This window comes from Streptomyces sp. NBC_00647 (assembly GCF_045207245.1).
Classification (GTDB): Bacteria; Actinomycetota; Actinomycetes; order Streptomycetales; family Streptomycetaceae; genus Streptomyces.
The window spans coordinates 7,280,437-7,305,659 of sequence record NZ_CP109040.1; the positions used below are offsets into that span (position 1 = coordinate 7,280,437).

At 70.6% G+C, this 25,223-nt stretch carries 18 protein-coding genes; 13 read left to right on the top strand and 5 right to left on the bottom strand.

The annotated features are described in order from the left end of the window. The first annotated feature begins 14 nt into the window (after positions 1 to 14). Positions 15 to 731: a glycoside hydrolase family 12 protein gene (locus OG788_RS32125; RefSeq protein WP_406374712.1), complete on the top strand. Its 717-nt coding sequence runs from the start codon at positions 15 to 17 to the stop codon at positions 729 to 731. A gap of 51 nt (positions 732 to 782) precedes the next feature. Here OG788_RS32125 and OG788_RS32130 read toward each other — a convergent pair whose 3' ends face one another. Then, entirely contained in the window at positions 783 to 2,825 is a 2,043-nt protein-coding gene (locus OG788_RS32130; RefSeq protein WP_406374713.1) for a TIM-barrel domain-containing protein, read from the bottom strand. Positions 2,826 to 3,032: 207 nt separating this feature from the next. Further along, positions 3,033 to 4,046: a LacI family DNA-binding transcriptional regulator gene (locus OG788_RS32135; protein WP_356752483.1), complete on the bottom strand. Its 1,014-nt coding sequence runs from the start codon at positions 4,044 to 4,046 to the stop codon at positions 3,033 to 3,035. A 426-nt stretch (positions 4,047 to 4,472) separates the two neighbouring features. On the opposite strand from OG788_RS32135, the gene OG788_RS32140 reads away from it, so the two are divergent. From OG788_RS32140 to OG788_RS32175, 8 genes are all read left to right on the top strand, one after another. Further along, a complete protein-coding gene (locus OG788_RS32140) occupies positions 4,473 to 6,404 on the top strand; it encodes an acyl-CoA dehydrogenase family protein (RefSeq protein ID WP_406374714.1) in 1,932 nt (643 codons plus the stop codon). A 247-nt stretch (positions 6,405 to 6,651) separates the two neighbouring features. Continuing rightward, positions 6,652 to 9,414 carry a preprotein translocase subunit SecA gene (secA, locus tag OG788_RS32145; protein WP_406374715.1) on the top strand — a complete coding sequence of 921 codons (2,763 nt, stop codon included), beginning with the start codon at positions 6,652 to 6,654 and terminating at the stop codon, positions 9,412 to 9,414. Positions 9,415 to 9,605: 191 nt separating this feature from the next. After that, on the top strand, positions 9,606 to 10,862 hold the full coding sequence (gene dxr, locus OG788_RS32150; RefSeq protein WP_406374716.1) for a 1-deoxy-D-xylulose-5-phosphate reductoisomerase: 1,257 nt from the start codon (positions 9,606 to 9,608) through the stop codon (positions 10,860 to 10,862). Next, entirely contained in the window at positions 10,859 to 12,163 is a 1,305-nt protein-coding gene (locus OG788_RS32155; protein WP_356752489.1) for a site-2 protease family protein, read from the top strand. Before dxr ends, OG788_RS32155 begins: the two co-directional genes overlap by 4 nt. Positions 12,164 to 12,331: 168 nt before the next feature. Next, positions 12,332 to 13,489 carry a flavodoxin-dependent (E)-4-hydroxy-3-methylbut-2-enyl-diphosphate synthase gene (gene ispG, locus OG788_RS32160; protein WP_351540312.1) on the top strand — a complete coding sequence of 386 codons (1,158 nt, stop codon included), beginning with the start codon at positions 12,332 to 12,334 and terminating at the stop codon, positions 13,487 to 13,489. A gap of 334 nt (positions 13,490 to 13,823) precedes the next feature. Beyond that, complete coding sequence (locus OG788_RS32165; RefSeq protein WP_406374717.1) at positions 13,824 to 14,672, top strand: GNAT family N-acetyltransferase; 849 nt, start codon at positions 13,824 to 13,826, stop codon at positions 14,670 to 14,672. Between the two features lie 61 nt (positions 14,673 to 14,733). Next, complete coding sequence (locus OG788_RS32170) at positions 14,734 to 15,303, top strand: GNAT family N-acetyltransferase (protein ID WP_406374718.1); 570 nt, start codon at positions 14,734 to 14,736, stop codon at positions 15,301 to 15,303. Positions 15,304 to 15,374: 71 nt separating this feature from the next. Continuing rightward, positions 15,375 to 17,066: a proline--tRNA ligase gene (locus OG788_RS32175; RefSeq protein ID WP_406374719.1), complete on the top strand. Its 1,692-nt coding sequence runs from the start codon at positions 15,375 to 15,377 to the stop codon at positions 17,064 to 17,066. Positions 17,067 to 17,589: 523 nt separating this feature from the next. Here the strand turns inward: OG788_RS32175 and OG788_RS32180 are convergent. Genes OG788_RS32180 through OG788_RS32190 form a run of 3 tightly spaced genes read right to left on the bottom strand, consistent with a single transcriptional unit; the run spans position 17,590 to position 19,598 of the window. Next, positions 17,590 to 18,507, bottom strand: coding sequence for an aminoglycoside phosphotransferase family protein (locus OG788_RS32180; RefSeq protein ID WP_406376902.1), 918 nt, complete (start codon positions 18,505 to 18,507; stop codon positions 17,590 to 17,592). A gap of 39 nt (positions 18,508 to 18,546) precedes the next feature. Then, positions 18,547 to 19,020 (bottom strand): ferritin-like domain-containing protein, encoded by a 474-nt coding sequence (locus tag OG788_RS32185; protein ID WP_351552915.1) that lies wholly within the window; start codon positions 19,018 to 19,020, stop codon positions 18,547 to 18,549. Beyond that, positions 19,017 to 19,598, bottom strand: a complete 582-nt coding sequence (locus OG788_RS32190) for a hypothetical protein (protein ID WP_406374720.1) — start codon at positions 19,596 to 19,598, stop codon at positions 19,017 to 19,019. The genes OG788_RS32185 and OG788_RS32190 overlap by 4 nt, the downstream gene beginning before the upstream one ends. Positions 19,599 to 19,850: 252 nt before the next feature. On the opposite strand from OG788_RS32190, the gene rimP reads away from it, so the two are divergent. From rimP to infB, 4 genes are all read left to right on the top strand, one after another. Then, positions 19,851 to 20,348: a ribosome maturation factor RimP gene (gene rimP / locus OG788_RS32195; protein ID WP_351552920.1), complete on the top strand. Its 498-nt coding sequence runs from the start codon at positions 19,851 to 19,853 to the stop codon at positions 20,346 to 20,348. A gap of 2 nt (positions 20,349 to 20,350) precedes the next feature. Then, positions 20,351 to 21,349 carry a transcription termination factor NusA gene (gene nusA, locus OG788_RS32200; protein WP_266763332.1) on the top strand — a complete coding sequence of 333 codons (999 nt, stop codon included), beginning with the start codon at positions 20,351 to 20,353 and terminating at the stop codon, positions 21,347 to 21,349. 102 nt (positions 21,350 to 21,451) lie between these two features. After that, a complete protein-coding gene (locus OG788_RS32205; protein WP_266763333.1) occupies positions 21,452 to 21,730 on the top strand; it encodes a YlxR family protein in 279 nt (92 codons plus the stop codon). A 148-nt stretch (positions 21,731 to 21,878) separates the two neighbouring features. Beyond that, positions 21,879 to 25,025 (top strand): translation initiation factor IF-2, encoded by a 3,147-nt coding sequence (infB, locus tag OG788_RS32210; protein WP_406374721.1) that lies wholly within the window; start codon positions 21,879 to 21,881, stop codon positions 25,023 to 25,025. The last annotated feature ends 198 nt before the right edge of the window (positions 25,026 to 25,223 follow it).

Sequence of the window (25,223 nt, forward strand, 5' to 3'; positions counted from 1 at the left end):
TGGAAGGGACACCCATGGCACTTCGCGCACTGAACAGGATCACCAAGGCTCTCGTCGCCCCCGCGCTGGCGCTCGGCGCGACGATCGGCCTCGCCTCGGCCCCCGCCCAGGCCGCCGTCTGGTCCTCCTGCGACCAGTGGGGCAACACCACGCTGAACGGTTACACGCTCTACAACAACATCTGGGGCTCCGGCGCGGGCAGCCAGTGTGTCTGGGCCAACTCCGGCACCAACTGGGGAGTCTGGGCCGACCACCCCGACACCGGCGGCATCAAGTCCTACCCCAACTCCAAGAAGTACGTCGGCAAGACGATCGGGGGGCTGTCCTCCCTCACCAGCACCTACAACGTCACCGTCCCGTCGTCCGGCGCGTACAACACCTCGTACGACATCTGGGACACCGACTACGACTACGAGACCATGCTCTGGGTCAACTACAACGGTGCCGTCGGCGCGCTCGGCACCTCGCAGGGCACGCTCACGCTGAACGGCAACACCTGGACCGTCTACAAGGGCAACAACGGCGCGAACGAGGTCTTCTCGTTCCTGCGCACCTCGGACTCCACGTCCGGCACCGTCAACATCCTCCCGATCATGAGGTGGATCGCGAACACCAAGGGCTGGATGTCCAGCGCCGAGACCATCGGCGACGTGCAGTTCGGCTTCGAGATCACCTCGTCCGCGGGCGGTCTCGACTTCGTCGCCAACAACCTGACGGTCAGCAGCAGCTGATCACCGCGTGACAGTGCGGCCCGGCCCCTCCCGGAGCCGGGCCGCACCCGGCTATTCGGCCACCGGCAGGCTCGCCCCGTCCCGCAGGAAGAGAGGGATCCGGTCCAGCGGCGCCTCGACCGTCACGGACGCGCCCCCTTCGTACGTCTTCCCGGTCCACGCGTCCGTCCAGCGGGCGCCCGCCGGGAGGTACGCCGTACGGGCCGTCGCGCCCGCGGTCAGGACCGGCGCGACGAGCAGGTCCGGGCCGAAGAGATAGGCGTCGTCCACCGACCAGGCCGCCTGATCGCCCGGGAACTCCAGGAACAGCGGGCGCATCACCGGCAGCCCCTCCTCGTGGGCCTCCCGCATGACGTCCAGCACGTACGGCTTCAGGCGCTCGCGCAGCCGGAGGTACCTCTCCATGATCGTGCCGGCCTCCTCGCCGTACGACCAGACCTCGTTCGGGCCGCCGGTCATGTCGGGACCGAGCGGCAGGCCCGGGTCGCGGAAGCCGTGCAGCCGCATCAGCGGGGACAGCGCGCCGAACTGGAACCAGCGGACCATGACTTCGCGGTACGCCGGGTCGTCCGGGTCGCCGCCGTGGAAGCCGCCGATGTCGGTGTTCCACCAGGGGATGCCGGACAGCGCGGTGTTGAGGCCCGCGGCGATCTGGCGGCGCAGGGTCGCGAAGTCGGTCCCGATGTCGCCGGACCACAGGGCGGCCCCGTAGCGCTGACTGCCCGCCCAGGCAGAGCGGTTGAGGGAGACGATCTCGGTCTCCCCGGCCGCGAGCAGGCCCTCGTAGAAGGTGCGGGCGTTCTCGCGCGGGTACAGGTTGCCGACCTCGAGACCCGGGCCCGCGTGGTAGCGCAGGTTCTCGGAGAAGCCCGGCTTCAGCTCCGGCTCGCAGGCGTCCAGCCAGAAGGCCGAGATGCCGTACGGATCGAGGTAGTTGTCCTTCACCCGTGACCACAGGAAGTCGCGCGCCTCGGGGTTCGTGGCGTCGTAGAAGGCCACCTGGACGGTGGAGGCGACCTGCTTGTCCGGCCAGTCGGCGTGCGCCATCGGTCCGTACTCGGTGCCGATGAAGTAGCCCCGCTGCTCCATGAGCTGGTGGTTCTCGGAGAGCGGGGAGACAGACGGCCAGACCGACACGACCAGCTTGACGCCGAGTGCGGCGAGTTCGGCCTGGAGGGCGGCCGGGTCGGGCCACTCGGCCGGGTCGAACTTCCAGTCGCCGAGGTGGGTCCAGTGGAAGAAGTCGCAGACGATGACGGACAACGGCAGGCCCCGGCGCTTGTACTCCCGTGCCACGTCGAGGAGTTCGTCCTGAGTGCGGTAGCGCAGCTTGCACTGCCAGAATCCGGCCGCCCACTCGGGCAGCATCGGCGTACGCCCGGTCGCCGCGCTGTAGCGGCGCTGGGCGTCGGCCGGAGTGCCCGCGGTGATCCAGTAGTCGATCTGGCGGGCCGAGTCGGCGACCCAGCGGGTGCCGTTGCCCGCGAGCTCCACCCGCCCGATGGCCGGGCTGTTCCACAGGAGCGTGTAGCCGCGGCTGGAGGTGAGCACCGGAATGGTGACCTCGGCGTTGCGCTGGATCAGGTCCAGAACCGCGCCCTTCTGGTCGAACAGGCCGTGCTGGTGCTGCCCGAGCCCGTACAGCTTCTCGCCGTCGTACGCGGCGAAGCGCTGCTCCAGACGGTGGTGGCCGTTGCCGGTCGGGGTGTAGAGCCGAGGGCCGGGCCACCAGAAGTGGGCGCGTTCCTCGGCGAGGAGCTCACCGCCGTCGTCGGTGCGGGTGAAGCGGACGAGTCCCTCGGCGCTCACCTCGGCGGTCAGCGCGCCGACGGTCAACCGGCCCTCGCCGTCGCGGAGTTCGAGCGTTCTCTCGGTGGCCTGCCGTTCGTCGAGCAGGGCTCCGGGAAGGCCTTCGAGCACGGGACCCCCGAGACGGGCGCGGACCCGGACCGCGTCGGGGCCCCAGGGTTCGATCCTGAGGGTCTCGGTGCGACCGCTCCACTCCAGCGCGCCGTCCCGCTCACGGAACGTGCCGACGGTCGGGGAGGACTGCGCGAGGCTGACCTGAGGCTGGTTTTCGGCAGGCTGATTCACGTGGTGTGCTCCTGAAGGAGTGCAGACATGAAGGAGTTGCGGACAGGGAGGTGCCCGGGAAGGGGCGCGAAGGCACGAGGAGGCGCCCTGGCAGGGGACACGGAGGTGCGAAGAGGGGCCCGCAGAAGGGCCCCGGGTCAGGGAGAAAGGGCCCTGGAGCAGGGAGAGGGCGAGGCGTTGTGGTGGGTCAGGGAGAAGGGGTCCTGGTCAGGGAGCGGCGGGCGCCGGACCCGTGCTCGCCCTGACCGTCAACTCCGGTGCGATCAGCACGACTTCGTCCTTGCCGTGCCCTTCGAGCTTGGCGATCAGATGCTCGACTGCGTGCCGGCCCATCTCCTGTGCGGGGATGGCGACCGAGGTCAGCCGCACCGAGGCCTGGGTCGCGACCTGGTCCGGGCAGATCGCGATCACCGACACGTCCTCGGGCACCGCACGGCCCTTCTGGCGCAGCAGCGCGAGCAGGGGTTCGACCGCCGACTCGTTCTGGACGACGAAGCCCGTGGTGCCCGGGCGCTCGTCGAGGATGCGGGCGAGGGTGAGGGCCATCGCGTCGTAGCCGCCCTCGCAGGGGCGGTGCAGTACGCGCAGGCCCAGCTCCCGCGAACGGGAACGGAGACCGTCGAGCGTGCGTTCGGCGAAGCCGGTGTGCCGCTCGTAGACGGCGGGCGCCTCGCCGATGACAGCGATGTCACGGTGACCGAGCATCGCCAGATGCTCGGCGCACAGTGCGCCCGTCGCTCCGAAGTCGAGGTCGACGCAGGTCAGGCCCGTGGTGACGGCGGGGAGGCCGATGAGCACGGACGGCTGGTCACTCTCGCGCAGCAACGGCAGCCGCTCGTCGTCGAGTTCGACGTCCATCAGGATCATCGCGTCGGCGAGCCCGCTGCCCGTGACCCGGCGTACCGCGTCGGGCCCCTCCTCGCCGGTGAGCAGCAGGACGTCGTACCCGTGGGTCCGGGCGTTCGTGGCCACCGCGATGGCGATCTCCATCATCACGGGTACGTACATGTCGGTGCGGAGCGGAACCATCAGCGCGATGATGTTGGACCGGCTGCTCGCCAGGGCCCGGGCGCCCGCGTTCGGGTGGTAGCCGAGCTCCTGGATGCTCCGCTCGACCCGCTGCCGGGTGCCCGCGGAGATGGACCGCTTGCCGCTGAGGACATAGCTCACCGTGCTCGCCGAGACTCCGGCGTGCTGGGCGACCTCGGCGAGGGTGACCATCCAGCTCTCCAAGCTTTGTGAAGCGCTTCGACAGTGCGCGTGGTGCGGATAGGGGCGAGTGAGGGTGGCTCGACCCTAGCCCGGTGGCGGTGGAGTGTCCATAGGTTGTCGAAGCGCTTCGACAGCGAAATTCCTGAACGCGGTTCGGCACCCTCGTGAGCGTGCGTCGGCCCCCTGACCGGCGTACACAGACCGTCCCCCGGAAGGAACCTTCGGCGCAATACCGTCGACGTGCCTGTCCGAGGAGGCGGGGCCTGGTGAGGGCCCGGGCGAGGGGTGGTGCCGGCCCGCGTTCCGGCGGGCGCCCATGGGGCCGAACGCTGCGCGAGGACTGGTGGGGTCACCCGGAATCAGGTAAATACGATCGAGTAGAACCGGTCGGTAACGAACAGCCCCATGATCCCTATTCGCGGCGAGGTGAGCCTCATGTCCGCAACACCCCACCAGCCCACAGTCACCGAACGCGAGGCCCGGCAGGTCGCCGAGGCCGCGCGCGAACAGGACTGGCAGAAGCCCAGCTTCGCCAAGGAGCTGTTCCTCGGCCGCTTCCGGCTCGACCTGATCCATCCGCACCCGCTCCCGCCCGACGAGGACACCCAGCGCGGCGAGGAGTTCCTGGCCAAACTGCGCGACTTCTGCGAGACGAAGATCGACTCCGCCCGGATCGAGCGGGAGGCGCGCATTCCCGACGAGACCATCAACGGGCTCAAGGAACTCGGCGCCCTCGGCATGAAGATCGACACCAAGTACGGGGGGCTCGGCCTCACCCAGGTGTACTACAACAAGGCCCTCGCCCTGGTCGGCTCCGTGAACCCGGCGATCGGCGCGCTGCTCTCCGCCCATCAGTCGATCGGCGTACCGCAGCCGCTGAAACTCTTCGGCACCCAGGAGCAGCGGGACACCTTCCTGCCGCGCTGCGCCCGCACCGACATCTCCGCCTTCCTGCTCACCGAGCCGGACGTCGGCTCCGACCCGGCGCGGCTCGCCACGACCGCCGTGCCCGAAGGGGACGACTACGTCCTCGACGGGGTGAAGCTGTGGACGACCAACGGCGTCGTCGCGGACCTCCTCGTCGTCATGGCGCGCGTTCCGAAGTCCGAGGGCCACAAGGGCGGCATCACGGCCTTCGTGGTGGAAGCCGCCTCGGAGGGCGTGACGGTCGAGCACCGCAACGCGTTCATGGGCCTGCGCGGCCTGGAGAACGGCGTCACCCGCTTCCACCAGGTGCGGGTGCCGGCCGCGAACCGCATCGGACCCGAGGGGGCGGGCCTGAAGATCGCCCTCACCACCCTCAACACCGGCCGCCTCTCGCTGCCCGCCATGTGCGTGGGCGCGGGCAAGTGGTGCCTGAAGATCGCCCGCGAGTGGTCGGCGGCGCGCGAGCAGTGGGGCAAGCCGGTCGCCTTCCACGAAGCAGTCGGCACCAAGATCTCCTTCATCGCGGCCACCACCTTCGCCCTCGAGGCCGTCCTCGACCTGTCGTCGCAGATGGCCGACGAGAACCGCAACGACATCCGCATCGAGGCCGCCCTCGCCAAGCTGTACGGCTCCGAGATGGCCTGCCTGATGGCCGACGAACTGGTCCAGATCCGCGGCGGACGCGGGTTCGAGACGGCCGCGTCGCTGGCGGCCCGCGGCGAGCGCGCCGTCCCCGCCGAACAGGTCCTGCGCGACCTGCGCATCAACCGCATCTTCGAGGGCTCCACGGAGATCATGCATCTGCTGATCGCCCGGGAGGCCGTCGACGCCCATCTCAAGGTGGCCGGTGACCTCATCGACCCCGACAAGACCCTCTCGGACAAGGCGAAGGCGGGCGCGAACGCCGGTGTCTTCTACGCCAAGTGGCTGCCGAAACTGGTCGCCGGAGCCGGTCAACTCCCGCGCTCGTTCAACGAGTTCCACCACGAAGTGGACCTCTCCCCGCACCTTCGGTACGTCGAACGCAGCGCACGCAAGCTCGCCAGGTCCACCTTCTACGCGATGTCGCGCTGGCAAGGGCGTATGGAGACCAAGCAGGGCTTCCTGGGCCGGATCGTCGACATCGGCGCCGAGCTCTTCGCGATGAGCGCGGCCTGCGTGCGGGCCGAACTCCTACGCACCACGGGAGACCACGGGCGCGAGGCCTACCAGCTCGCCGACGCCTTCTGCCGTCAGTCCCGCATCCGCGTCGAGGAACTCTTCGGACGCCTGTGGACCAACACCGACGACCTCGACGCCAAGGTGGTCAAGGGCGTTCTGTCGGGCACCTACACCTGGCTGGAGGAAGGCGTCCTCGACCCGTCCGGCGACGGCCCCTGGATCGCCGACGCGACCCCCGGCGCGAGCAAACTGGAGAACGTCCACCGGCCCATTCGCTGACCTTTCCCGGTCATGGACAACGGTCCCGTTCGCCCTTCCGCTGCTTGCCGCACCGCAGCCGTGCGTCAACAATGAAGGGAACGGCGAACGGGAACGGCGGATACGCCGAGGAGTCGGGGAAGAACACAGCCACGGCGTTTCCGCACACCTCGCGAATCAGCAGGGTGACCCTGTTCTCCAGCGGGCCGATCGCTGGACAGGGATGCTCATGGACGCCGTTCGGCCGCGCCGAAGTGCGAGGACTCCCATGTCAGGAAAAGGTCTCGACGCCATCACCGGCAGGATCATGCGCGCGGGCGAGGGCCGGATGCTGCGCCGCCTCGAGCACCTCGCCGCGCAGGTCGGCTCCCTGGAGGAGGAGTTCAAGGCGCTGACCGACGAGGAACTCCAGGCCCTCACACCGGAGTTCAAGGAGCGCCACGCCGCCGGTGAGAGCCTCGACGACCTGCTGCCCGAGACCTTCGCCGCGATGCGCGAGGCGTCCCGCCGCGTCCTCGGCATGCGCCACTTCGACGTACAGATCATGGGCGGAGCCGCGCTCCACCTCGGCTACATCGCCGAGATGCAGACCGGCGAGGGAAAGACCCTCGTCGGCACCCTCCCTGTCTATCTGAACGCCCTCACCGGAAAGGGTGTCCACCTCGTCACGGTCAACGACTACCTGGCCCGGCGCGACGCCGAGTGGATGGGGCGCGCGTACCGCTTCCTGGGGCTGACCGTCGGCGTCCTCGAGACGGAGTCGACCCCCGCCGAACGGCGCGCCCAGTACGCCTGCGACATCACCTACGGCACCAACACCGAGTTCGGCTTCGACTACCTCCGCGACAACATGGCCTGGTCCAAGGACGAACTCGTCCAGCGCGGACACCATTTTGCGATCGTCGACGAAGCGGACTCGATCCTCATCGACGAGGCGCGCACCCCGCTGATCATCTCCGGTCCGGCCGACCAGCCGACGCACTGGTACGAGGCCTTCGCCGCGTTCGCGCGGCACATGGAGGGCGTACGCGTACAGGAGGAGCAGTTCACCACGCCGTCCGACAAGGACCGCCTCGCCGGACTGCGGATCCGGCACGACTACGAGTACGACCCGAAGAAGCGCACCGTGGCGATCCTGGACCGCGGCGTCGAGTACCTCCAGGACCAGCTCGGCATCGACAGCCTCTACGAGTCCGACCACACCCCGCTGATCGGGCACCTCAACAATGCCCTCAAGGCCAAGGAGCACTTCAAGAAGGACAAGGACTACGTCGTCGTGGACGGCGAGGTGCTCATCGTCGACGAGCACACCGGCCGCATCCTGGCCGGCCGGCGCTACAACGAAGGTCTGCACCAGGCCATCGAGGCCAAGGAAGGCGTCACGGTCAAGGACGAGAACCAGACCCTCGCCACGATCACCCTCCAGAACTTCTTCCGCCTCTACGGCAAACTCGCCGGCATGACCGGCACCGCCATGACCGAGGCGGCCGAGTTCCACCAGATCTACCAGCTGCACGTCGTGCCGATCCCCACCAACCGGCCCATGGTCCGGATCGACGACCCCGACCAGATCTACCGGACCGAGGAGGCGAAGTACGCCGCGATCATCGCCGACATCGCCGAGAAGCACGAGCTCGGCCGGCCCGTCCTGGTCGGCACCACCTCGGTCGAGAAGTCGGAGGTGCTCTCCGCACGGCTCGGAAGGCAGGGGATACGGCACGAGGTCCTCAACGCCAAGAACCACCGGCGCGAGGCCCAGATCGTCGCCCAGGCGGGACGCCGGGGCGCCGTCACCGTCGCCACCAACATGGCCGGCCGCGGCACCGACATCATGCTCGGCGGCAACCCGGAGGCCATGGCCCTCGCCGAGACCGGCGAGGACGCGGACCCGGAGGAGAGGCGCGGTGTACTCGACCGGATCACCACCTCGGTCGAGGCCGAGCACGAGGCGGTCAAGGAACTCGGCGGGCTCTATGTGCTCGGCACCGAGCGCCATGAGTCACGGCGCATCGACAACCAGCTGCGCGGCCGCTCGGGCCGGCAGGGCGACCCAGGCGCCTCCCGCTTCTACCTCTCGCTGGAGGACGACCTGATGCGCCTCTTCCGGGCCAACGTCGTCGACCGCGTGATGGCCATGGCGAACGTCCCCGACGACGTACCCATCGAGAACAAGATGGTCACCCGGGCCATCGCCTCCGCCCAGGCACAGCTGGAGCAGCAGCACTTCGAGTCCCGCAAGGACGTCCTCAAGTTCGACGAGGTCCTCAACCGGCAGCGCACGCTCATCTACGCCGAACGCCGCCGCGTTCTCGACGGCGAGGACCTGCGCGAACAGATCGTCCACTTCATGGAGGACACCGTCCGGGAGTACGTCGAGCAGGAGACCGGCGAGGGCTTCGGGGAGGAATGGGACCTGGAGCGGCTGTGGGGCGCGCTCGGACAGCTGTACCCCGTCGGGATCACCGTCGAGGAGCTGGAGGACCGCGAGGGCGGCCGCGACAACCTGACCACCGAGCTGATCGTCGAGACGGTCACCGACGACATCCGCACCCGCTACGAGGAGCGCGAGGCGGAACTCGGCCCCGGGACCCTGCGCGATCTGGAGCGCCTCGTCGTCCTCTCCGTCCTCGACCGCAAGTGGCGCGAGCACCTCTACGAGATGGACTACCTGCGCGACGGCATCGGCCTGCGCTGGACACTCGGCCGCGAGCCGATCATCGAGTACGAGCGGGAGGGCTTCGACATGTACGGGGCCATGACCGACGCGATCAAGGAGGAGTCCGTCGGCTACGTCTTCAACCTCGACGCCGCGGCCCCGGCCCCCGGGTCCCTCGAACGCCGCGACCGCGCCGGCGGCCTCACCTTCACCGCGCCGACGCTCGACACGGCGGACGGCGTGGCCGAGGGCGCGTTCGCCCGAACAGAGGATTCCGCGACCCCGCCGGCCGCCCCCGAACCCTCGGCCGGCCCGCCGGCCCGGGGCCGCACCCGGCCGCCGCGGTCCGGAGCCGGGCGCCGCCGCAAGCGCTGACCTGCGGATCAGTACGGCGCCCGGTCACGCCGGAACCCCGCCGGGGCGCACCCGCCCGCAGCCGCCCGTGCGGAGCGTCGCCCTCTCGCGCGAGCCCCTCGGCACGGCCGAGCTCCAGGAATCGGGGGCGCGGCGACGGGAATGGGGGACGCCCTGTCCTTCCGCGCACGCGATGCGGCCACAATGGGGGGATGAGCGACAGTCCAGCCCCCCTCGCTGATCCGCATCTCGTCTTCGATCCCGTGGACGGAGTCCGGGATGTGGTGATCCTCGGATCCACCGGCTCGATCGGCACCCAGGCCATCGACCTCGTGCTGCGCAACCCCGACCGGTTCAGGGTCACCGCGCTCTCCGCCGCCGGCGGCAGGGTCGCCCTGCTCGCCGAGCAGGCCCACCGGCTGCGGGTGCGGACGGTCGCCGTCGCGCGCGAGGACGCCGTCCCGGCGCTCAGGGAGGCCCTCGCGGACCGGTACGGCCCCGGCGAACCCCTTCCCGAGATCCTCGCCGGAGCCGAGGCGGCCACCCAGGTCGCCGCCTCCGACTGCCACACCGTCCTGAACGGCATCACCGGTTCCATCGGCCTCGCGCCCACCCTCGCCGCCCTGGAGGCGGGCCGCACCCTCGCGCTCGCCAACAAGGAGTCGCTCATCGTCGGCGGCCCGCTGGTGAAGGCGCTGGCCAAGCCGGGTCAGATCATCCCCGTCGACTCCGAGCACGCCGCCCTGTTCCAGGCGCTGGCCTCCGGCACCCGTGCGGACGTGCGCAAACTCGTCGTGACCGCCTCCGGTGGCCCGTTCCGCGGCCGTACCAAGGCCGAACTGGCGGACGTGGCACCCGCCGACGCCCTCGCCCACCCCACCTGGGCCATGGGCCCGGTCATCACGATCAACTCCGCGACCCTGGTCAACAAGGGACTGGAAGTCATCGAGGCCCACCTCCTCTACGACATTCCCTTCGAACGGATTGAGGTGGTCGTGCACCCGCAGTCGTATGTCCACTCGATGGTGGAATTCACGGACGGCTCGACGATCGCCCAGGCGACACCCCCGGACATGCGGGGGCCCATCGCCATCGGGCTCGGCTGGCCCGAGCGGGTCCCGGACGCGGCGCCCGCCTTCGACTGGACGAAGGCGTCGACCTGGGAGTTCTTCCCGCTCGACAACGACGCGTTCCCGTCGGTGGGGCTCGCCCGGCACGTGGGGCAGCTCGCGGGTACGGCCCCGGCGGTGTTCAATGCCGCCAACGAGGAATGCGTGGACGCGTTCCTGAACGGCACCCTGCCGTTCAACGGGATCATGGAGACCGTCACCCGGGTCGTCGAGGAACACGGCACACCGCGTACGGGAACTTCTCTGACGGTCGCGGACGTCCTCGAAGCGGAGACCTGGGCGCGCGCCCGGGCCCGTGAACTCACGGCACAGACGACAACCGCGGAGGCTCGTGCATGACGACCTTGATGATGATCCTCGGCATAGTCGTCTTCGTGGTCGGCCTGCTCATCTCGATCGCGTGGCACGAGCTGGGACATCTGTCGACGGCCAAGCTCTTCGGCATCCGGGTGCCGCAGTACATGGTCGGCTTCGGCCCGACCATCTGGTCACGCAAGAAGGGCGACACCGAGTACGGCATCAAGGCCGTCCCGCTCGGCGGCTACATCCGCATGATCGGCATGTTCCCGCCCGGCCCGGACGGCCGGATCGAGGCCCGCTCGACATCCCCCTTCCGGGGCATGATCGAGGACGCCCGGTCGGCCGCCTTCGAGGAGCTGAAGCCCGGCGACGAGACCCGCCTCTTCTACACGCGCAAGCCGTGGAAGCGCGTGATCGTGATGTTCGCCGGTCCCTTCATGAACCTCGTCCTCGCCGTCGTGATCTTCCTCGGCGTGATGATGACGTTCGGCGTCCAGGCCCAGACCACCACGGTCGGCAAGGTCTCGGACTGTGTCATCGAGCAGAGCGAGAACCGGTCGAAGTGCGCGAAGGGCGACGAGGCCGCGCCCGCCAAGGCCGCGGGCCTCAAGGGCGGCGACAAGATCGTCGCGTTCGACGGCAAGGCGGTCGCGGACTGGGCGGCCCTCCAGGACGACATCCGGGCCAACCCCGGCAAGGACGTCACGATCACCGTCGAGCGCAAGGGGCAGCAGGTCGACCTGAAGGCCCACCTGATCAAGAACCAGGTGAGCAAGACCGACGGCAACGGCGGCTATGTCGAGGGCAAGTACGTGTACGCCGGCTTCCTCGGCTTCACGCCCGCCACCGGCATCGTCCAGCAGTCCTTCGGACAGTCCGTGGAACGCATGGGCGACATGATGCAGAACGGCGTCGAGTCCCTGGTGGCGCTGCCCGCCAAGGTCCCCGACCTGTGGGACGCGGCCTTCGGCGACGGCCCACGCAAGGCCGACTCCCCGATGGGCGTGGTCGGCGCGGCCCGCATCGGCGGCGACGTCTTCACGCTGGACATCCCGGCATCGCAGCAGGTCGCGATGATGCTGCTGCTGGTCGCCGGGTTCAACCTCTCCCTGTTCCTGTTCAACATGCTCCCGCTGCTCCCGCTCGACGGCGGGCACATCGCGGGCGCGCTGTGGGAGTCGCTGCGGCGGAACACGGCGAAGGTGCTGAAGCGGCCCGACCCGGGCCCCTTCGACGTGGCGAAGCTGATGCCGGTGGCCTACGTGGTGGCCGGAATCTTCGTCTGCTTCACGGTCCTCGTGCTCATCGCCGACGTGGTCAACCCGGTGAAGATCTCCTAGCAGGACCGCGTTGAAGGCGGCCGGGCACTCTGCGTGTCCGGCCGCCTTCCATCGAGTGGGTTTAGGGGCGGGGGCGTGATGTGCTCGGCCGTGCGCCCATACCGTAATCTCGAAGCCTGGAGCCCACGATTCCGGGACCTTGATCCACAACTTGGGGTTGCACAGCAGATGACTGCGATTTCTCTCGGCATGCCGTCCGTTCCGACCAAGCTGGCCGAGCGCCGCAAGACCCGGCAGATCCAGGTCGGGACCGTGGCCGTGGGTGGAGACGCACCCGTCTCGGTGCAGTCGATGACGACCACGCGTACGTCGGACATCGGCGCCACGCTTCAGCAGATCGCCGAGCTGACCGCGTCCGGCTGCCAGATCGTGCGCGTCGCCTGTCCCACCCAGGACGACGCCGACGCGCTCGCCACGATCGCCAAGAAGTCCCAGATCCCGGTCATCGCGGACATCCACTTCCAGCCGAAGTACGTCTTCGCCGCGATCGACGCCGGCTGTGCGGCCGTCCGCGTCAACCCCGGCAACATCAAGCAGTTCGACGACCAGGTCAAGGAGATCGCGCGGGCCGCGAACGACACCGGCACCCCGATCCGGATCGGCGTCAACGCGGGCTCGCTCGACAAGCGCCTGCTCCAGAAGTACGGCAAGGCGACGCCTGAGGCGCTCGTCGAGTCCGCGCTCTGGGAGGCCTCCCTCTTCGAGGAACACGACTTCCGCGACATCAAGATCTCGGTCAAGCACAACGACCCGGTCGTCATGGTGAACGCCTACCGCCAGCTGGCCGCCGCCTGCGACTACCCGCTGCACCTCGGCGTGACCGAGGCCGGCCCCGCCTTCCAGGGCACCATCAAGTCCGCCGTCGCCTTCGGCGCCCTGCTCTCCGAGGGCATCGGCGACACCATCCGCGTCTCCCTGTCGGCCCCGCCGGTCGAGGAGGTCAAGGTCGGCCTGCAGATCCTGGAGTCGCTGAACCTCAAGCAGCGCGGCCTGGAGATCGTCTCCTGCCCGTCCTGCGGGCGCGCCCAGGTCGACGTCTACAAGCTGGCCGAGGAAGTCACCGCCGGTCTCACCGGCATGGAGGTCCCGCTGCGCGTCGCCGTCATGGGCTGCGTCGTGAACGGCCCGGGCGAGGCCCGCGAGGCCGACCTCGGTGTGGCCTCCGGCAACGGCAAGGGCCAGATCTTCGTCAAGGGCGAGGTCATCAAGACCGTCCCCGAGTCGAAGATCGTGGAGACCCTGATCGAAGAGGCGATGAAGCTCGCCGAGCAGATGGAGGCCGAGGGCATCGCCTCCGGCGAGCCCACGATCTCGGTAGCGGGCTGACCACATCGGAACCCCGCCCCTCGACCCCACCCAGGTGGAACCGAGGAGCGCGGGGAACCACGTGAGCAACCCCCGCGCACCGGCGGCCCGGGCGACCGCGCCCGGTCCCGGTCCGGTGGCCCGGCGGGGGCGGTGAAGCGGCCCCGGTCGGAACTCCGGCCGGGCGGAGCCATCAGGGGCGCGGGGAACTGCGCGAGCAACCCCCGCGCACCCGCGGCCGGGCGGCGGAGCCCGGCCCCGGCCGTCCGCCGGACCCCCGTGCAAGGGGCGGCGGGGCACAACCTCTCCGGGTACAGTGCGGAAATCAGCAGATCCCAGGGTGAGGCCCCCGCACGTGTTGACCCAGACCACCACCAGGGTCCTCGAACCGAGTGACCTGGACGCCGCGCTCGCCGTCCTCGGCCGCGAGCCGGTGGCGAACGCTTTCGTCGCTTCCCGCGTACACGTCGCGGGGCTCGACCCATGGCGGCTCGGCGGCGAGATGTGGGGCTGGTACGAGGACGGCATGCTGCAGTCCCTCTGCTACGCGGGCGCCAACCTCGTCCCGATCTGCGCCACCCCGCGCGCCGTGCGCGGCTTCGCCGACCGGGCCCGCCGGGGCGGCCGCCGCTGCTCCTCGATCGTCGGCCCCGCCGACCCCACCGCCCAGCTGTGGCGGCTGCTCGAACCGAGCTGGGGCCCCGCCCGCGAGGTCCGCGCCCACCAGCCGCTGATGGTCACCGACCGGCTGCCCGCCGACATCACCCCGGATCCGTTCGTCCGCCGCATCCGCAAGGACGAGATGGAGACGATCATGCCGGCGTGCGTGGCGATGTTCACCGAGGAGGTCGGCGTCTCGCCGATGGCCGGTGACGGCGGTCTGCTCTACCAGGCCCGGGTGGCCGAACTCGTCGGTTCGGGCCGGTCCTTCGCCCGCCTCGACCAGGACGGCAAGGTCGTCTTCAAGGCCGAGATCGGCGCCGCGACGACCCAGGCCTGCCAGATCCAGGGCGTGTGGGTGGCCCCCGAGTACCGCGGCAGGGGAGTCGCGGCCCCCGGCATGGCGGCCGTCCTGCGCTACGCCCTCGCCGATGTCGCCCCGGTCGCCAGCCTCTACGTCAACGACTTCAACACGGCGGCGCGCGCGACGTACCGCCGGGTCGGGTTCCAAGAGGTCGGCGCGTTCATGAGTGTCCTGTTCTGACGCCCGGCGCAGGCCCCGCGGGACCTCACATGTCCCGCTGTCCGCCAGGTAGTCTCCCGGCATGCTGCGCTTCCCCGGTCAGGGCCACCGCGACTCCGACGACGTGGTCATCGGCCCGCTGGATCTCGCCGCGCGCGTCGACGAGGCGCTCGCCGTGCAGGCGCTCGCCTTCGGGCTCGGCGCCGACGAGATCGCCGTACGACGTCAGATCGTGCTGCGCCACGTCACCTACCCGGGAGCCCACGCGCTCGGCGCGACCACCGTCGACGGACGGCTCGTCGGCTTCGTCTACGGCATGCCCAACGACCGCGCGCACTGGTGGTCCACCGTCGTCGAACCGTATCTGCGCAGCCAGGGCCACGACGGCTGGCTCGACGACTCCTTCGTGATCACCGAACTGCACGTCCACCCCCGCTTCCAGAACCGGGGTGTCGGCCGCGCCCTGATCACCGCCATCACCGACACCGCGGCCGAACCCCGCTCGATCCTGTCCGCGATCGACTTCGACAGCCCGGCCCGCGGCCTCTACCGCTCCCTCGGCTACGAGGACCTCGCACGGCAGGTCCTGTTCCCCAGCGCGCCCAAGCCGTACGCCGTGATGGGCGCCCCGCTCCCGCTGCGCCACCGCTAATGGATTTCCGGGGACGGGCGCTGCCCGGCTAACCTCCTGGCATCACCCTTACGCAGCAGGAGTCGAGAATCATGGCCCAGGTCCAGCGCATGTCCCGTTTGATGGTCAAGACATTGCGTGACGACCCCGCGGATGCCGAGACGCTCAGCCACAAGCTGCTCGTCCGCGCCGGCTACGTGCGGCGCAACGCCGCGGGCATCTGGACCTGGCTGCCGCTCGGCAAGAAGGTCCTCGACAACATCTCCCGGGTGGTCCGCGAGGAGATGGACGCGATCGGCGCCCAGGAGGTCCTCCTGCCGGCCCTGCTGCCCAAGGAGCCCTACGAGGCCTCGGCACGCTGGGAGGAGTACGGCGACCTCCTCTTCCGTCTCAAGGACCGCAAGGGCGCGGAGTACCTGCTCGGCCCGACGCACGAGGAGATCTTCACCCTGGTGGTGAAGGACCAGGTGGCGTCGTACAAGGACCTGCCGGTCATGCTCTACCAGATCCAGACGAAGTACCGCGACGAGGCCCGTCCGCGCTCCGGCGTGCTGCGCGGCCGTGAGTTCCAGATGAAGGACTCGTACTCCTTCGACATCACGGACGAGGGTCTCGCCGAGTCCTACGGGCTGCACCGCGAGGCCTACCAGAAGATCTTCGCGCGCATCGGCCTCGACTACCGCATCGTGTCCGCCGTCTCCGGCGCCATGGGCGGCTCGGCCTCCGAGGAGTTCCTCGCGCCCGCCGCCGCCGGCGAGGACACCTTCGTGGACTGCCCGGCCTGTGACTACGCCGCCAACACGGAGGCCGTGACCTTCAAGCTCACGCCCGTCTCCGAGGAGCACGGCCCGGTCGAGGAGCTGGACACTCCCGACACCCCGACCATCGAGACGCTCGCCGAGCACCTCGGCGTGCCCGCCTCCGCGACCCTGAAGAACCTGCTGGTCAAGGTCGACGGCGAGATCGTGGCGGTGGGGGTCCCCGGCGACCGCGAGGTCGACCTCGGCAAGCTGGGCGAGCACCTCGCCCCGGCCGTCGTCGAGCTCGTCACGGCCGAGGACTTCGAGGGCCGGGAGGATCTCGTACGCGGCTACGTGGGCCCGCAGGGCCTGGAGAAGGTCCGCTACATCGCCGACCCGCGCGTCGCCCCCGGCACGGCCTGGATCACCGGCGCCAACAAGATCAACACGCACGCGAAGAACGTCGTGGCCGGCCGCGACTTCGAGGTCGACGACTACTTCGACGTCGTCGTGGTGGAAGAGGGCGACCCCTGTCCGGCGTGCGGCACCGGCCTCAAGATGGACCGTGCCATCGAGATCGGCCACATCTTCCAGCTCGGCCGCAAGTACGCCGACACCTTCGGCCTCGACGTTCTCGGCCAGCAGGGCAAGCCGGTCCGCGTGACCATGGGCTCCTACGGCATCGGAGTCTCCCGCGCGGTCGCCGCGTTGGCCGAGCAGTCGGCCGACGACCAGGGCCTGTGCTGGCCCAAGGAGATCGCTCCCGCCGACGTGCACGTGGTCGCCGCGGGCAAGGCCCTGCAGACCGAGCTGGCGCTCGACGTGTCCGAGAAGCTGGGCGCCGCCGGTGTCCGCGTCCTGGTCGACGACCGTGCCGGCGTCTCCCCGGGCGTGAAGTTCACCGACGCGGAGCTCATCGGCGTACCGACGATCCTGGTCGCCGGCCGCCGCTCGGCCGAGGGCGTCGTGGAGCTGAAGGACCGCCGCACCGGTGAGCGCGAGGAGCTGACCGTCGAAGAGGCGATCGCCCGCCTGACGGCGTAGCCGTTCCGACGGGCGGCGCCCGCCGGCCTCCTCCGAGGCCGGTGGGCGCCGCCCGTCGTTTCCGCTCACGGGGGTTTCCGCCCGCGTGCGATGCGAGAGAACGTCCTGCGCGCCGTACGCCGTGCGGTGGAGCCTGCCGCGGCGGGCAGCGGGCGGCGGGCGTGCCCCCGCGGCGGTCCGCCGGGTCCCGGCGTCGACGCCTCGCCGGACCACTCGTCCGCGAACGCCTCTCTGGGTCGTCAGCCGTCAGCCGTGGGCCTGTCGGCCCGTCCGCTCCGCCCCCCCGTCCGCCCCGGCCGTCCATCCGCGGCCCGGCGTCTTCCGGCGGCTTCGCCGCGTCCACCTCGGCTCCACCTCGGCTCCGCCGGGCGAGGGCCGCTGTCCGGCCCGGAGTTCGTCACGACGTGCCGAGATCGTCGAACTGGCCGCCGCAGGGCGGTGGTCGACGCCGGAGGCGCTCGCCACGACGCTCGCCACGATGGTCGCTCTCCTCGAACTCGTCATCGCCGAGCGGTGGCCGGCGCTAGAGCCAGTCGGCGAACTCCAGGAGCAGTTCGGCGTCCCGGAGCCTGCCGACGCGGCGCGCCCGGACTCCCGACTCGACCGCGCGGAACAGCGTCCAGCCGCGCAGCCGCTCCTGGTCCACCTCCAGCGATTCGGCGAGCCGTTTGACCCGGCGCCGGGTGATCGACGGTCCCGAGGGCGACGCGATGAGATCCTCCACCCGGTCGCGGACCAGCCGGGCGAGGTCGAACGCGCACTCGCCGACCACCGGGTCCGGTCCCACGGCCAGCCAGGGCGCGCGTTCCCCGGCGAGCACCTTGCTCTGCCGGAAGGTGCCGTGCAGCAGCCGTGCCTCGGGCGGCCCGGCCAGCAGCTCGTCACGGGCCGCGAGTGCCGCGTCGACCAGGGTGCCGACCTCGGCCCCGGCGTCGGCACCGGCCGTGGCCCGCATCGCCTCGGCCTGCCGCCCGGTCCGTTCCGCGACGGTCTCGAAGACGTGGCCGGCGGGCGGCTCGACCCACAACCGCCGCAGCGTCCCCGCCGCCTCCAGCAGGGCCTTCGCCTCGGGCAGGGACCGCACGGACAGGTCCGGTTGCAGTCGCTCGAGCAGTAGGACACCGTGGGTGTCGCCGGGGTTGAGAAGCCGGACCGCGCCGCGGCCGTCCCAGTGGGCGAGCGCGGCCCGCTCGCTCTCCGGACGCGCCCGCTCGGGCGCCAGTTTCAGCACGGCGGGCGTCCCGTCGGTCCGCCGCACCAGGAGGACCAGACTGCTGCGGCCACCCGGTGCCTGTACCCGCTCCACGGTCAACTCGCGCTGATCGACGGCCTGTCGGGCCAGCTCGGGCAGCTTCTCCAGCCACTCGTCGGCCCCCTCCGACCCGGTCCGCCGGGTCTCGCCGAGCGCCCGAAGAAGGCGCTGCGGCGGTTCGAAGGCCATGCGCGAGTCCATGCGCGAGATGTTTCCTTTCAGGTCGCGTTACGCCGGCGAGGACGCCGTGGCGGACGGCGTGCCCGCCCGCTCGGCGAGCCCAGGGAAGGCTACGCTCTCGCCGCTCCAGCGCACCGCGCGGACCGCCGCTTCCCGCAGCGCCCCGGCCGCCGAGCGCCGCCGGTCGCCCGTGGCGGCGCGTACGAGGTCGGAGTACACGGCGGCCACCCGCTCCTCCAGCTCGGCCGCGAACCGTACGGCCGTGGCGGAGCCCGTCACCGGGAACGGCAGCACGTACGCGGCCGACGCGGCCTCGGGCGTCCCGCCCAGGTCCCGCACCGCCCGCGCCAGTTCGTCCCGGCGGGCCCGATGGGCGTCGTACGCCGAACGGGCGTCCGCCCGCCGGGCCTCACCGATCCGGCCGCCGACGACGCCGTAGCCGTAGACGGCCGCGTGCTCGGCGGCCAACGCGGCCTGCAGAGCTTTGAGTTCGGCTTCCTCGGTCCTGTTCCGCTTGCTCACTTCGCCGCCTTCGTCAGCAGAAACGCGTGGGCCGCCCCGGCCGCCGCCACCGAGGCGAGCAGCCTGGCCAGCTCGCCGGGAACCTCCACCAGGGCCTGTGTCCGCTCGTCCGCCAGCGCGAGCTCGGCGGAGGCGAGGTCGGCGAGCGCGTCCTTCGGACGGTCCGCGACGCCGGGGGAGGCGCTCGCCGACGCGGAAGCCGACGCCGAAGCCGATCCGGACGCCGAAGCGGATGCGGACGCCGGGTCCGGCGCCGAGGGCGACGAGGAGGCCGACGCTCCGCCGCTGCCGGCCCCGAACGCCTTCGCGTGCCGGACGGCCTCCGCCCGCAGCGGGGCCAGCCGTTCCTCCAGGCCGGGATGGGCGGCGATCACCGCGGTGTACCGGCCGGCCAGCGTCATGCTGTCGCGGGCCGCACGCGCGCGTGCCCGGTCCGCGGCCGAGGGGCTGCCGCCCGTCGTGTCACTGGACGGCTCGGGAGTGGAACAGCCCGCGAGCGCGAAGGTGCCCGCGGCGGCCGCGAGCAGGGTCCTTCGGCGCGGACCCGACGGGGTGCGCGACGGCAGGGGGAACGACACGGCAGACGTCCTCGGAGGGCTCGTACGAATGTATGGGCGAGCTGCCCGTGATCACGGTACCCGCGCATCGGCCGATCACCGCCCAGCGGCTCTCTCCCATCTGTCTCCGGCGCGATTTCACGGACGCCCTCCGGGAGGAGTCGGGGCAGGCGCACCCGTCCCGGTGGACGGCAACACCCTCCGCGACCGGATACCCTTTGACCTGACACGCGACCAACCCACAACAGCACACGCGGCCGAGGAGTCACCCGGATGAGCACGACCCAGAGCGAGAGGCTGCGAGAACTCCTGGATCCGCTCGTGACCTCCCAGGGCCTCGATCTGGAAGAGATCGAAGTGGAGTCCGTAGGCCGCAAGCGTGTTCTGCGCGTCGTCGTGGACTCGGACGAGGGTGCCGACCTGGACGCGATCGCCGATGTGAGCCGCGCGCTCTCGGCGAAGCTCGACGAGACGGACGCGATGGGTGCGGGTGAATACACCCTCGAGGTCGGAACCCCCGGTGCCGAGCGCGAGCTCAAGGAGCACCGCCATTACGTACGCGCCACCGACCGCCTGGTGAAGTTCCAGCTGGCGGAAGGCGGCGAACTGCTCGCCCGGATCCTGCTGGTCGAGGACGACGGCCTCGATGTCGAAGTGCCGGGTGTGAAGGGGCGCAAGCCCACCGCCAAGCGTCTCGCCTTCGAGGACATCGCCAAGGCCCGCGTCCAGGTCGAGTTCAGCCGCAAGGACAAGAAGGAAGAGGAGGCGTAGCCGTGGACATCGACATGAGTGCCCTGCGGGGTTTGGTACGGGAGAAGGAGATCTCCTTCGACCTGCTGGTCGAGGCGATCGAGTCGGCCCTCCTCATCGCCTACCACCGCACCGAGGGAAGCCGCCGGCGTGCGCGCGTGAAACTCGACCGGGAGACCGGTCATGTGACCGTGTGGGCGAAGGAGGATCCCGAGGATCTGGAGGAGGGGCAGGAGGCGCGCGAGTTCGACGACACCCCGTCGGGGTTCGGCCGGATCGCCGCGACCACCGCCAAGCAGGTCATCCTGCAGCGCCTGCGTGACGCCGAGGACGACGCGACCCTCGGCGAGTACGCGGGCCGTGAGGGCGACATCGTGACCGGCGTGGTCCAGCAGGGCCGCGACCCGAAGAACGTGCTCGTCGACATCGGCAAGCTGGAGGCCATCCTGCCGGTGCAGGAGCAGGTCCCCGGTGAGAACTATGAGCACGGCCTGCGCCTGCGCTCGTACGTCGTACGGGTGGCGAAGGGTGTCCGCGGTCCGTCCGTGACCCTTTCCCGTACGCACCCCAACCTCGTGAAGAAGCTCTTCGCGCTCGAGGTGCCGGAGATCGCCGACGGTTCCGTCGAGATCGCGGCCATCGCCCGCGAGGCCGGCCACCGCACGAAGATCGCCGTCCGGTCCACCCGCAGCGGTCTGAACGCCAAGGGCGCCTGCATCGGCCCCATGGGCGGCCGGGTCCGCAATGTGATGGCCGAACTGAACGGCGAGAAGATCGACATCGTCGACTGGTCGGACGATCCGGCCGACATGGTGGCGAACGCGCTCTCCCCGGCCCGCGTCTCCAAGGTCGAGGTCGTCGACCTCGCGGCCCGGTCCGCGCGCGTGACGGTTCCCGACTACCAGCTGTCGCTGGCGATCGGCAAGGAGGGCCAGAACGCCCGCCTCGCCGCCCGCCTCACGGGCTGGCGGATCGACATCCGTCCGGACACCGAGCAGCCCGCCGAGCAGCGCGGCGAGTAGTCCGGGGAATAGATCCGAGCCGTAGATCGCTTACATCACGACAACAACCGTTCGATTTTTGCCCCAAAGGGGTGAGGTCGGTACGGGGAGGTAGACTTAAGAGTGTCTGGCCGGACGCGAGCCCGCGCATGCCCTGAACGCACCTGTGTGGGGTGCCGGGAGCGAGCGGCCAAGAGAGACTTGCTGCGCATCGTGGCGGTCGAGGGCGAATGCGCCCCCGATCATCGCGGTACGCTGCCCGGCCGGGGTGCGTACGTGCACCCCGCCCTGGTCTGTCTCGATCTGGCGGTCCGCCGCCGGGCGATCCCACGGGCGCTGCGCGCCCCGGGACCGCTCGACACCGAGGCGCTGCGCCTCTACGTCGAGCAGGCAAACCCGTAAGAAGCGTCGTGCGGAACCCCCGTGCGGCCCTGGTATTCCGCGAGTTGGAAGTAGGTCGAGATTGCGATGAGCACTCGATGAGCACGCGATGAGTACGCCCATGAAGTAGCGACGGTCCGGACGCAGACCCGGACCTAAAAGGAGCGAAGTGGCTAAGGTCCGGGTATACGAACTCGCCAAGGAGTTCGGCGTGGAGAGCAAGGTCGTCATGGCCAAGCTCCAAGAACTCGGTGAATTCGTCCGTTCGGCGTCCTCGACGATCGAGGCCCCCGTCGTACGCAAACTGACAGATGCCCTCCAGCAGGGCAACGGTGGCGGCAAGCCCGCCCCCCGCAAGGCTGCCCCGGCCAAGCCGGGCGCCCCCTCTCCGGCGCAGGCTGCCCGTCCGGCCGCCCCGCGCCCGCCGGCCCCGAAGCCGGCCGCGGCCGAGAAGCCCGCGGCTGCTCCGGTCACCCCGGCCGCTGCGGGTCCGCGCCCGACTCCGGGTCCCAAGCCGGCTCCGAAGCCCGCTCCGGCGGCTCCGGCTCCGGTCGCGGCCGAGTTCACCGCGCCCCCGTCGGCGCCGTCGACCCCCTCGGCTCCCGCCGCGGGTCCCCGTCCGGGCGCCCCGCGTCCCGCCGGTCAGGCTCCGCGTCCCGGTGCCCGTCCGGCCGGTGGTCCCGGTCAGGGTGGTCAGGGTCGTGGCGACCGTCCCGAGCGTGGCGAGCGTCCCGAGCGCGGCGACCGTCAGGGCGCCCCGCGTCCCGGCGGCCAGGCTCCGCGTCCCGGTGCCCGTCCGGCCGGTCCCCGTCCGGGCAACAACCCGTTCACCTCTGGTGGCTCCACCGGCATGGCGCGTCCGCAGACGCCCCGTCCGGGCGGTGCCCCGCGTCCCGGTGGCGCCGGTGCCCCCGGCGGCCCGCGTCCGCAGGGCGCAGGCGGCCAGGACCGTGCTCCCCGTCCCCAGGGCGGTCCCGGCGGCGCTCCGCGTCCGCAGGGCGGTCCGGGCGGTGCCCGTCCCACTCCGGGCGGCATGCCCCGTCCGCAGGCTCCGCGTCCCGGCGGCGGTCCGGGCGGTAACCGTCCGAACCCCGGCATGATGCCTCAGCGTCCGGCCGCGGGCAGCCCCCGTCCCGGTGGCGGCCCCGGTGGCCGTGGTCCCGGTGGCGGCGGCGGTCGTCCCGGTGGTCCCGGTGGCGGCGGCGGTCGTCCGGGTGGCGGCGGCTTCGCCGGTCGTCCCGGTGGCGGCGGTGGCGGTTTCGCCGGTCGTCCGGCCGGTCCCGGTGGTGGCGGCGGCGGCTTCGCCGGTCGTCCCGGTGGTCCGGGTGGTGGCGGCGGTGGCCGTCCCGGCTTCGGCGGTCGTCCGGGTGGTCCCGGTGGCCGTGGTGGCACACAGGGTGCGTTCGGCCGTCCCGGCGGTCCCGCGCGTCGTGGTCGCAAGTCGAAGCGGCAGAGGCGCCAGGAGTACGAGGCCATGCAGGCCCCGTCGGTCGGCGGTGTGATGCTGCCTCGTGGCAACGGACAGTCCGTCCGTCTGTCCCGCGGTGCGTCCCTCACCGACTTCGCGGAGAAGATCGGCGCCAACCCGGCGTCGCTCGTCGGCGTGATGATGAACCTCGGCGAGATGGTCACTGCCACGCAGTCCGTCTCCGACGAGACGCTGAAGCTCCTCGCGGACGAGATGAACTTCGTCCTCGAGATCGTCAGCCCCGAGGAGGAGGACCGCGAGCTGCTCGAGTCCTTCGACATCGAGTTCGGCGAGGACGAGGGCGACGAGGACGACCTCGTGGTCCGTCCGCCGGTCGTGACCGTCATGGGTCACGTCGACCACGGTAAGACCCGCCTTCTCGACACCATCCGCAAGACGAACGTCGTCGCGGGCGAGGCCGGCGGTATCACGCAGCACATCGGTGCGTACCAGGTCGCGACCGAGGTCAACGGTGAAGAGCGCAGGATCACCTTCATCGACACCCCTGGTCACGAGGCGTTCACCGCCATGCGTGCCCGTGGTGCCAAGTCGACCGACATCGCGATCCTCGTGGTGGCGGCCAACGACGGCGTGATGCCCCAGACGATCGAGGCGCTGAACCACGCCAAGGCGGCCGACGTGCCGATCGTGGTCGCGGTCAACAAGATCGACGTCGAGGGTGCCGACCCGACGAAGGTGCGCGGTCAGCTCACCGAGTTCGGTCTGGTGGCCGAGGAGTACGGCGGCGACACGATGTTCGTCGACATCTCCGCCAAGCAGGGCCTCAACATCGAGAGCCTGCTGGAGGCCGTGGTCCTGACCGCGGACGCCTCGCTCGACCTGCGGGCCAACCCGGAGCAGGACGCGCAGGGTATTGCGATCGAGTCCCACCTCGACCGCGGCCGCGGTGCCGTTTCGACGGTCCTGGTCCAGCGCGGCACGCTGCGCATCGGCGACACGATGGTGGTCGGCGACGCGTACGGCCGTGTCCGGGCGATGCTCGACGACAACGGCAACAACGTCGAGGAAGCGGGTCCGTCGACCCCCGTCCTGGTCCTGGGTCTCACCAACGTCCCGGGCGCCGGCGACAACTTCCTGGTTGTCGACGAGGACCGCACGGCGCGTCAGATCGCCGAGAAGCGCGCGGCGCGTGAGCGCAACGCCAACTTCGCCCGCCGGGGTGTCCGGTTCTCCCTGGAGAACCTGGACGAGGCCCTCAAGGCCGGTCTGGTGCAGGAACTCAACCTCATCATCAAGGGCGACGCGTCCGGTTCGGTGGAGGCTCTCGAGTCCTCGCTGCTCCAGCTCGACGTCGGCGAAGAGGTCGACATCCGTGTCCTGCACCGCGGTGTGGGTGCGGTCACCGAGTCCGACATCAACCTGGCGACCGGCTCCGACGCGATCGTCATCGGCTTCAACGTCCGCGCTGCGGGCCGCGCGGCGCAGATGGCGGAGCGCGAGGGCGTCGACGTCCGGTACTACTCGGTGATCTACCAGGCCATCGAGGAGATCGAGGCGGCCCTGAAGGGCATGCTGAAGCCGGAGTACGAGGAGGTCGAGCTCGGCACGGCGGAGATCCGCGAGGTCTTCAAGTCGTCCAAGCTGGGCAACATCGCCGGTGTCCTGGTTCGCTCGGGCGAGGTCAAGCGCAACACCAAGGCGCGCCTCATCCGCGACGGCAAGGTCATCGCGGAGAGCCTCAACATCTCCGGGCTGCGTCGCTTCAAGGACGACGTCACCGAGATCCGCGAAGGGTTCGAGGGCGGTATCAACCTCGGCAACTTCAACGACATCAAGGTCGACGACGTCATCGCGACGTACGAGATGCGCGAGAAGCCGCGCTCGTAAAGCGGTTCCCAGGCTGGCCGGCGGTGAGCAGTCACCGCCGGCCAGCCTGGCCGTTTACCAGCTCACGCAATTCCCCGCGTCCCTCTTCGGGGGCGCGGGGAAACGCGTGACCGGCCCCGGCCGGCGAACGACCCGGGGGCCCGGAAACCCCGTCGAGCGAGCCGACGGTTCGTTGTACGGTTCTGATGTCCCTGCCAA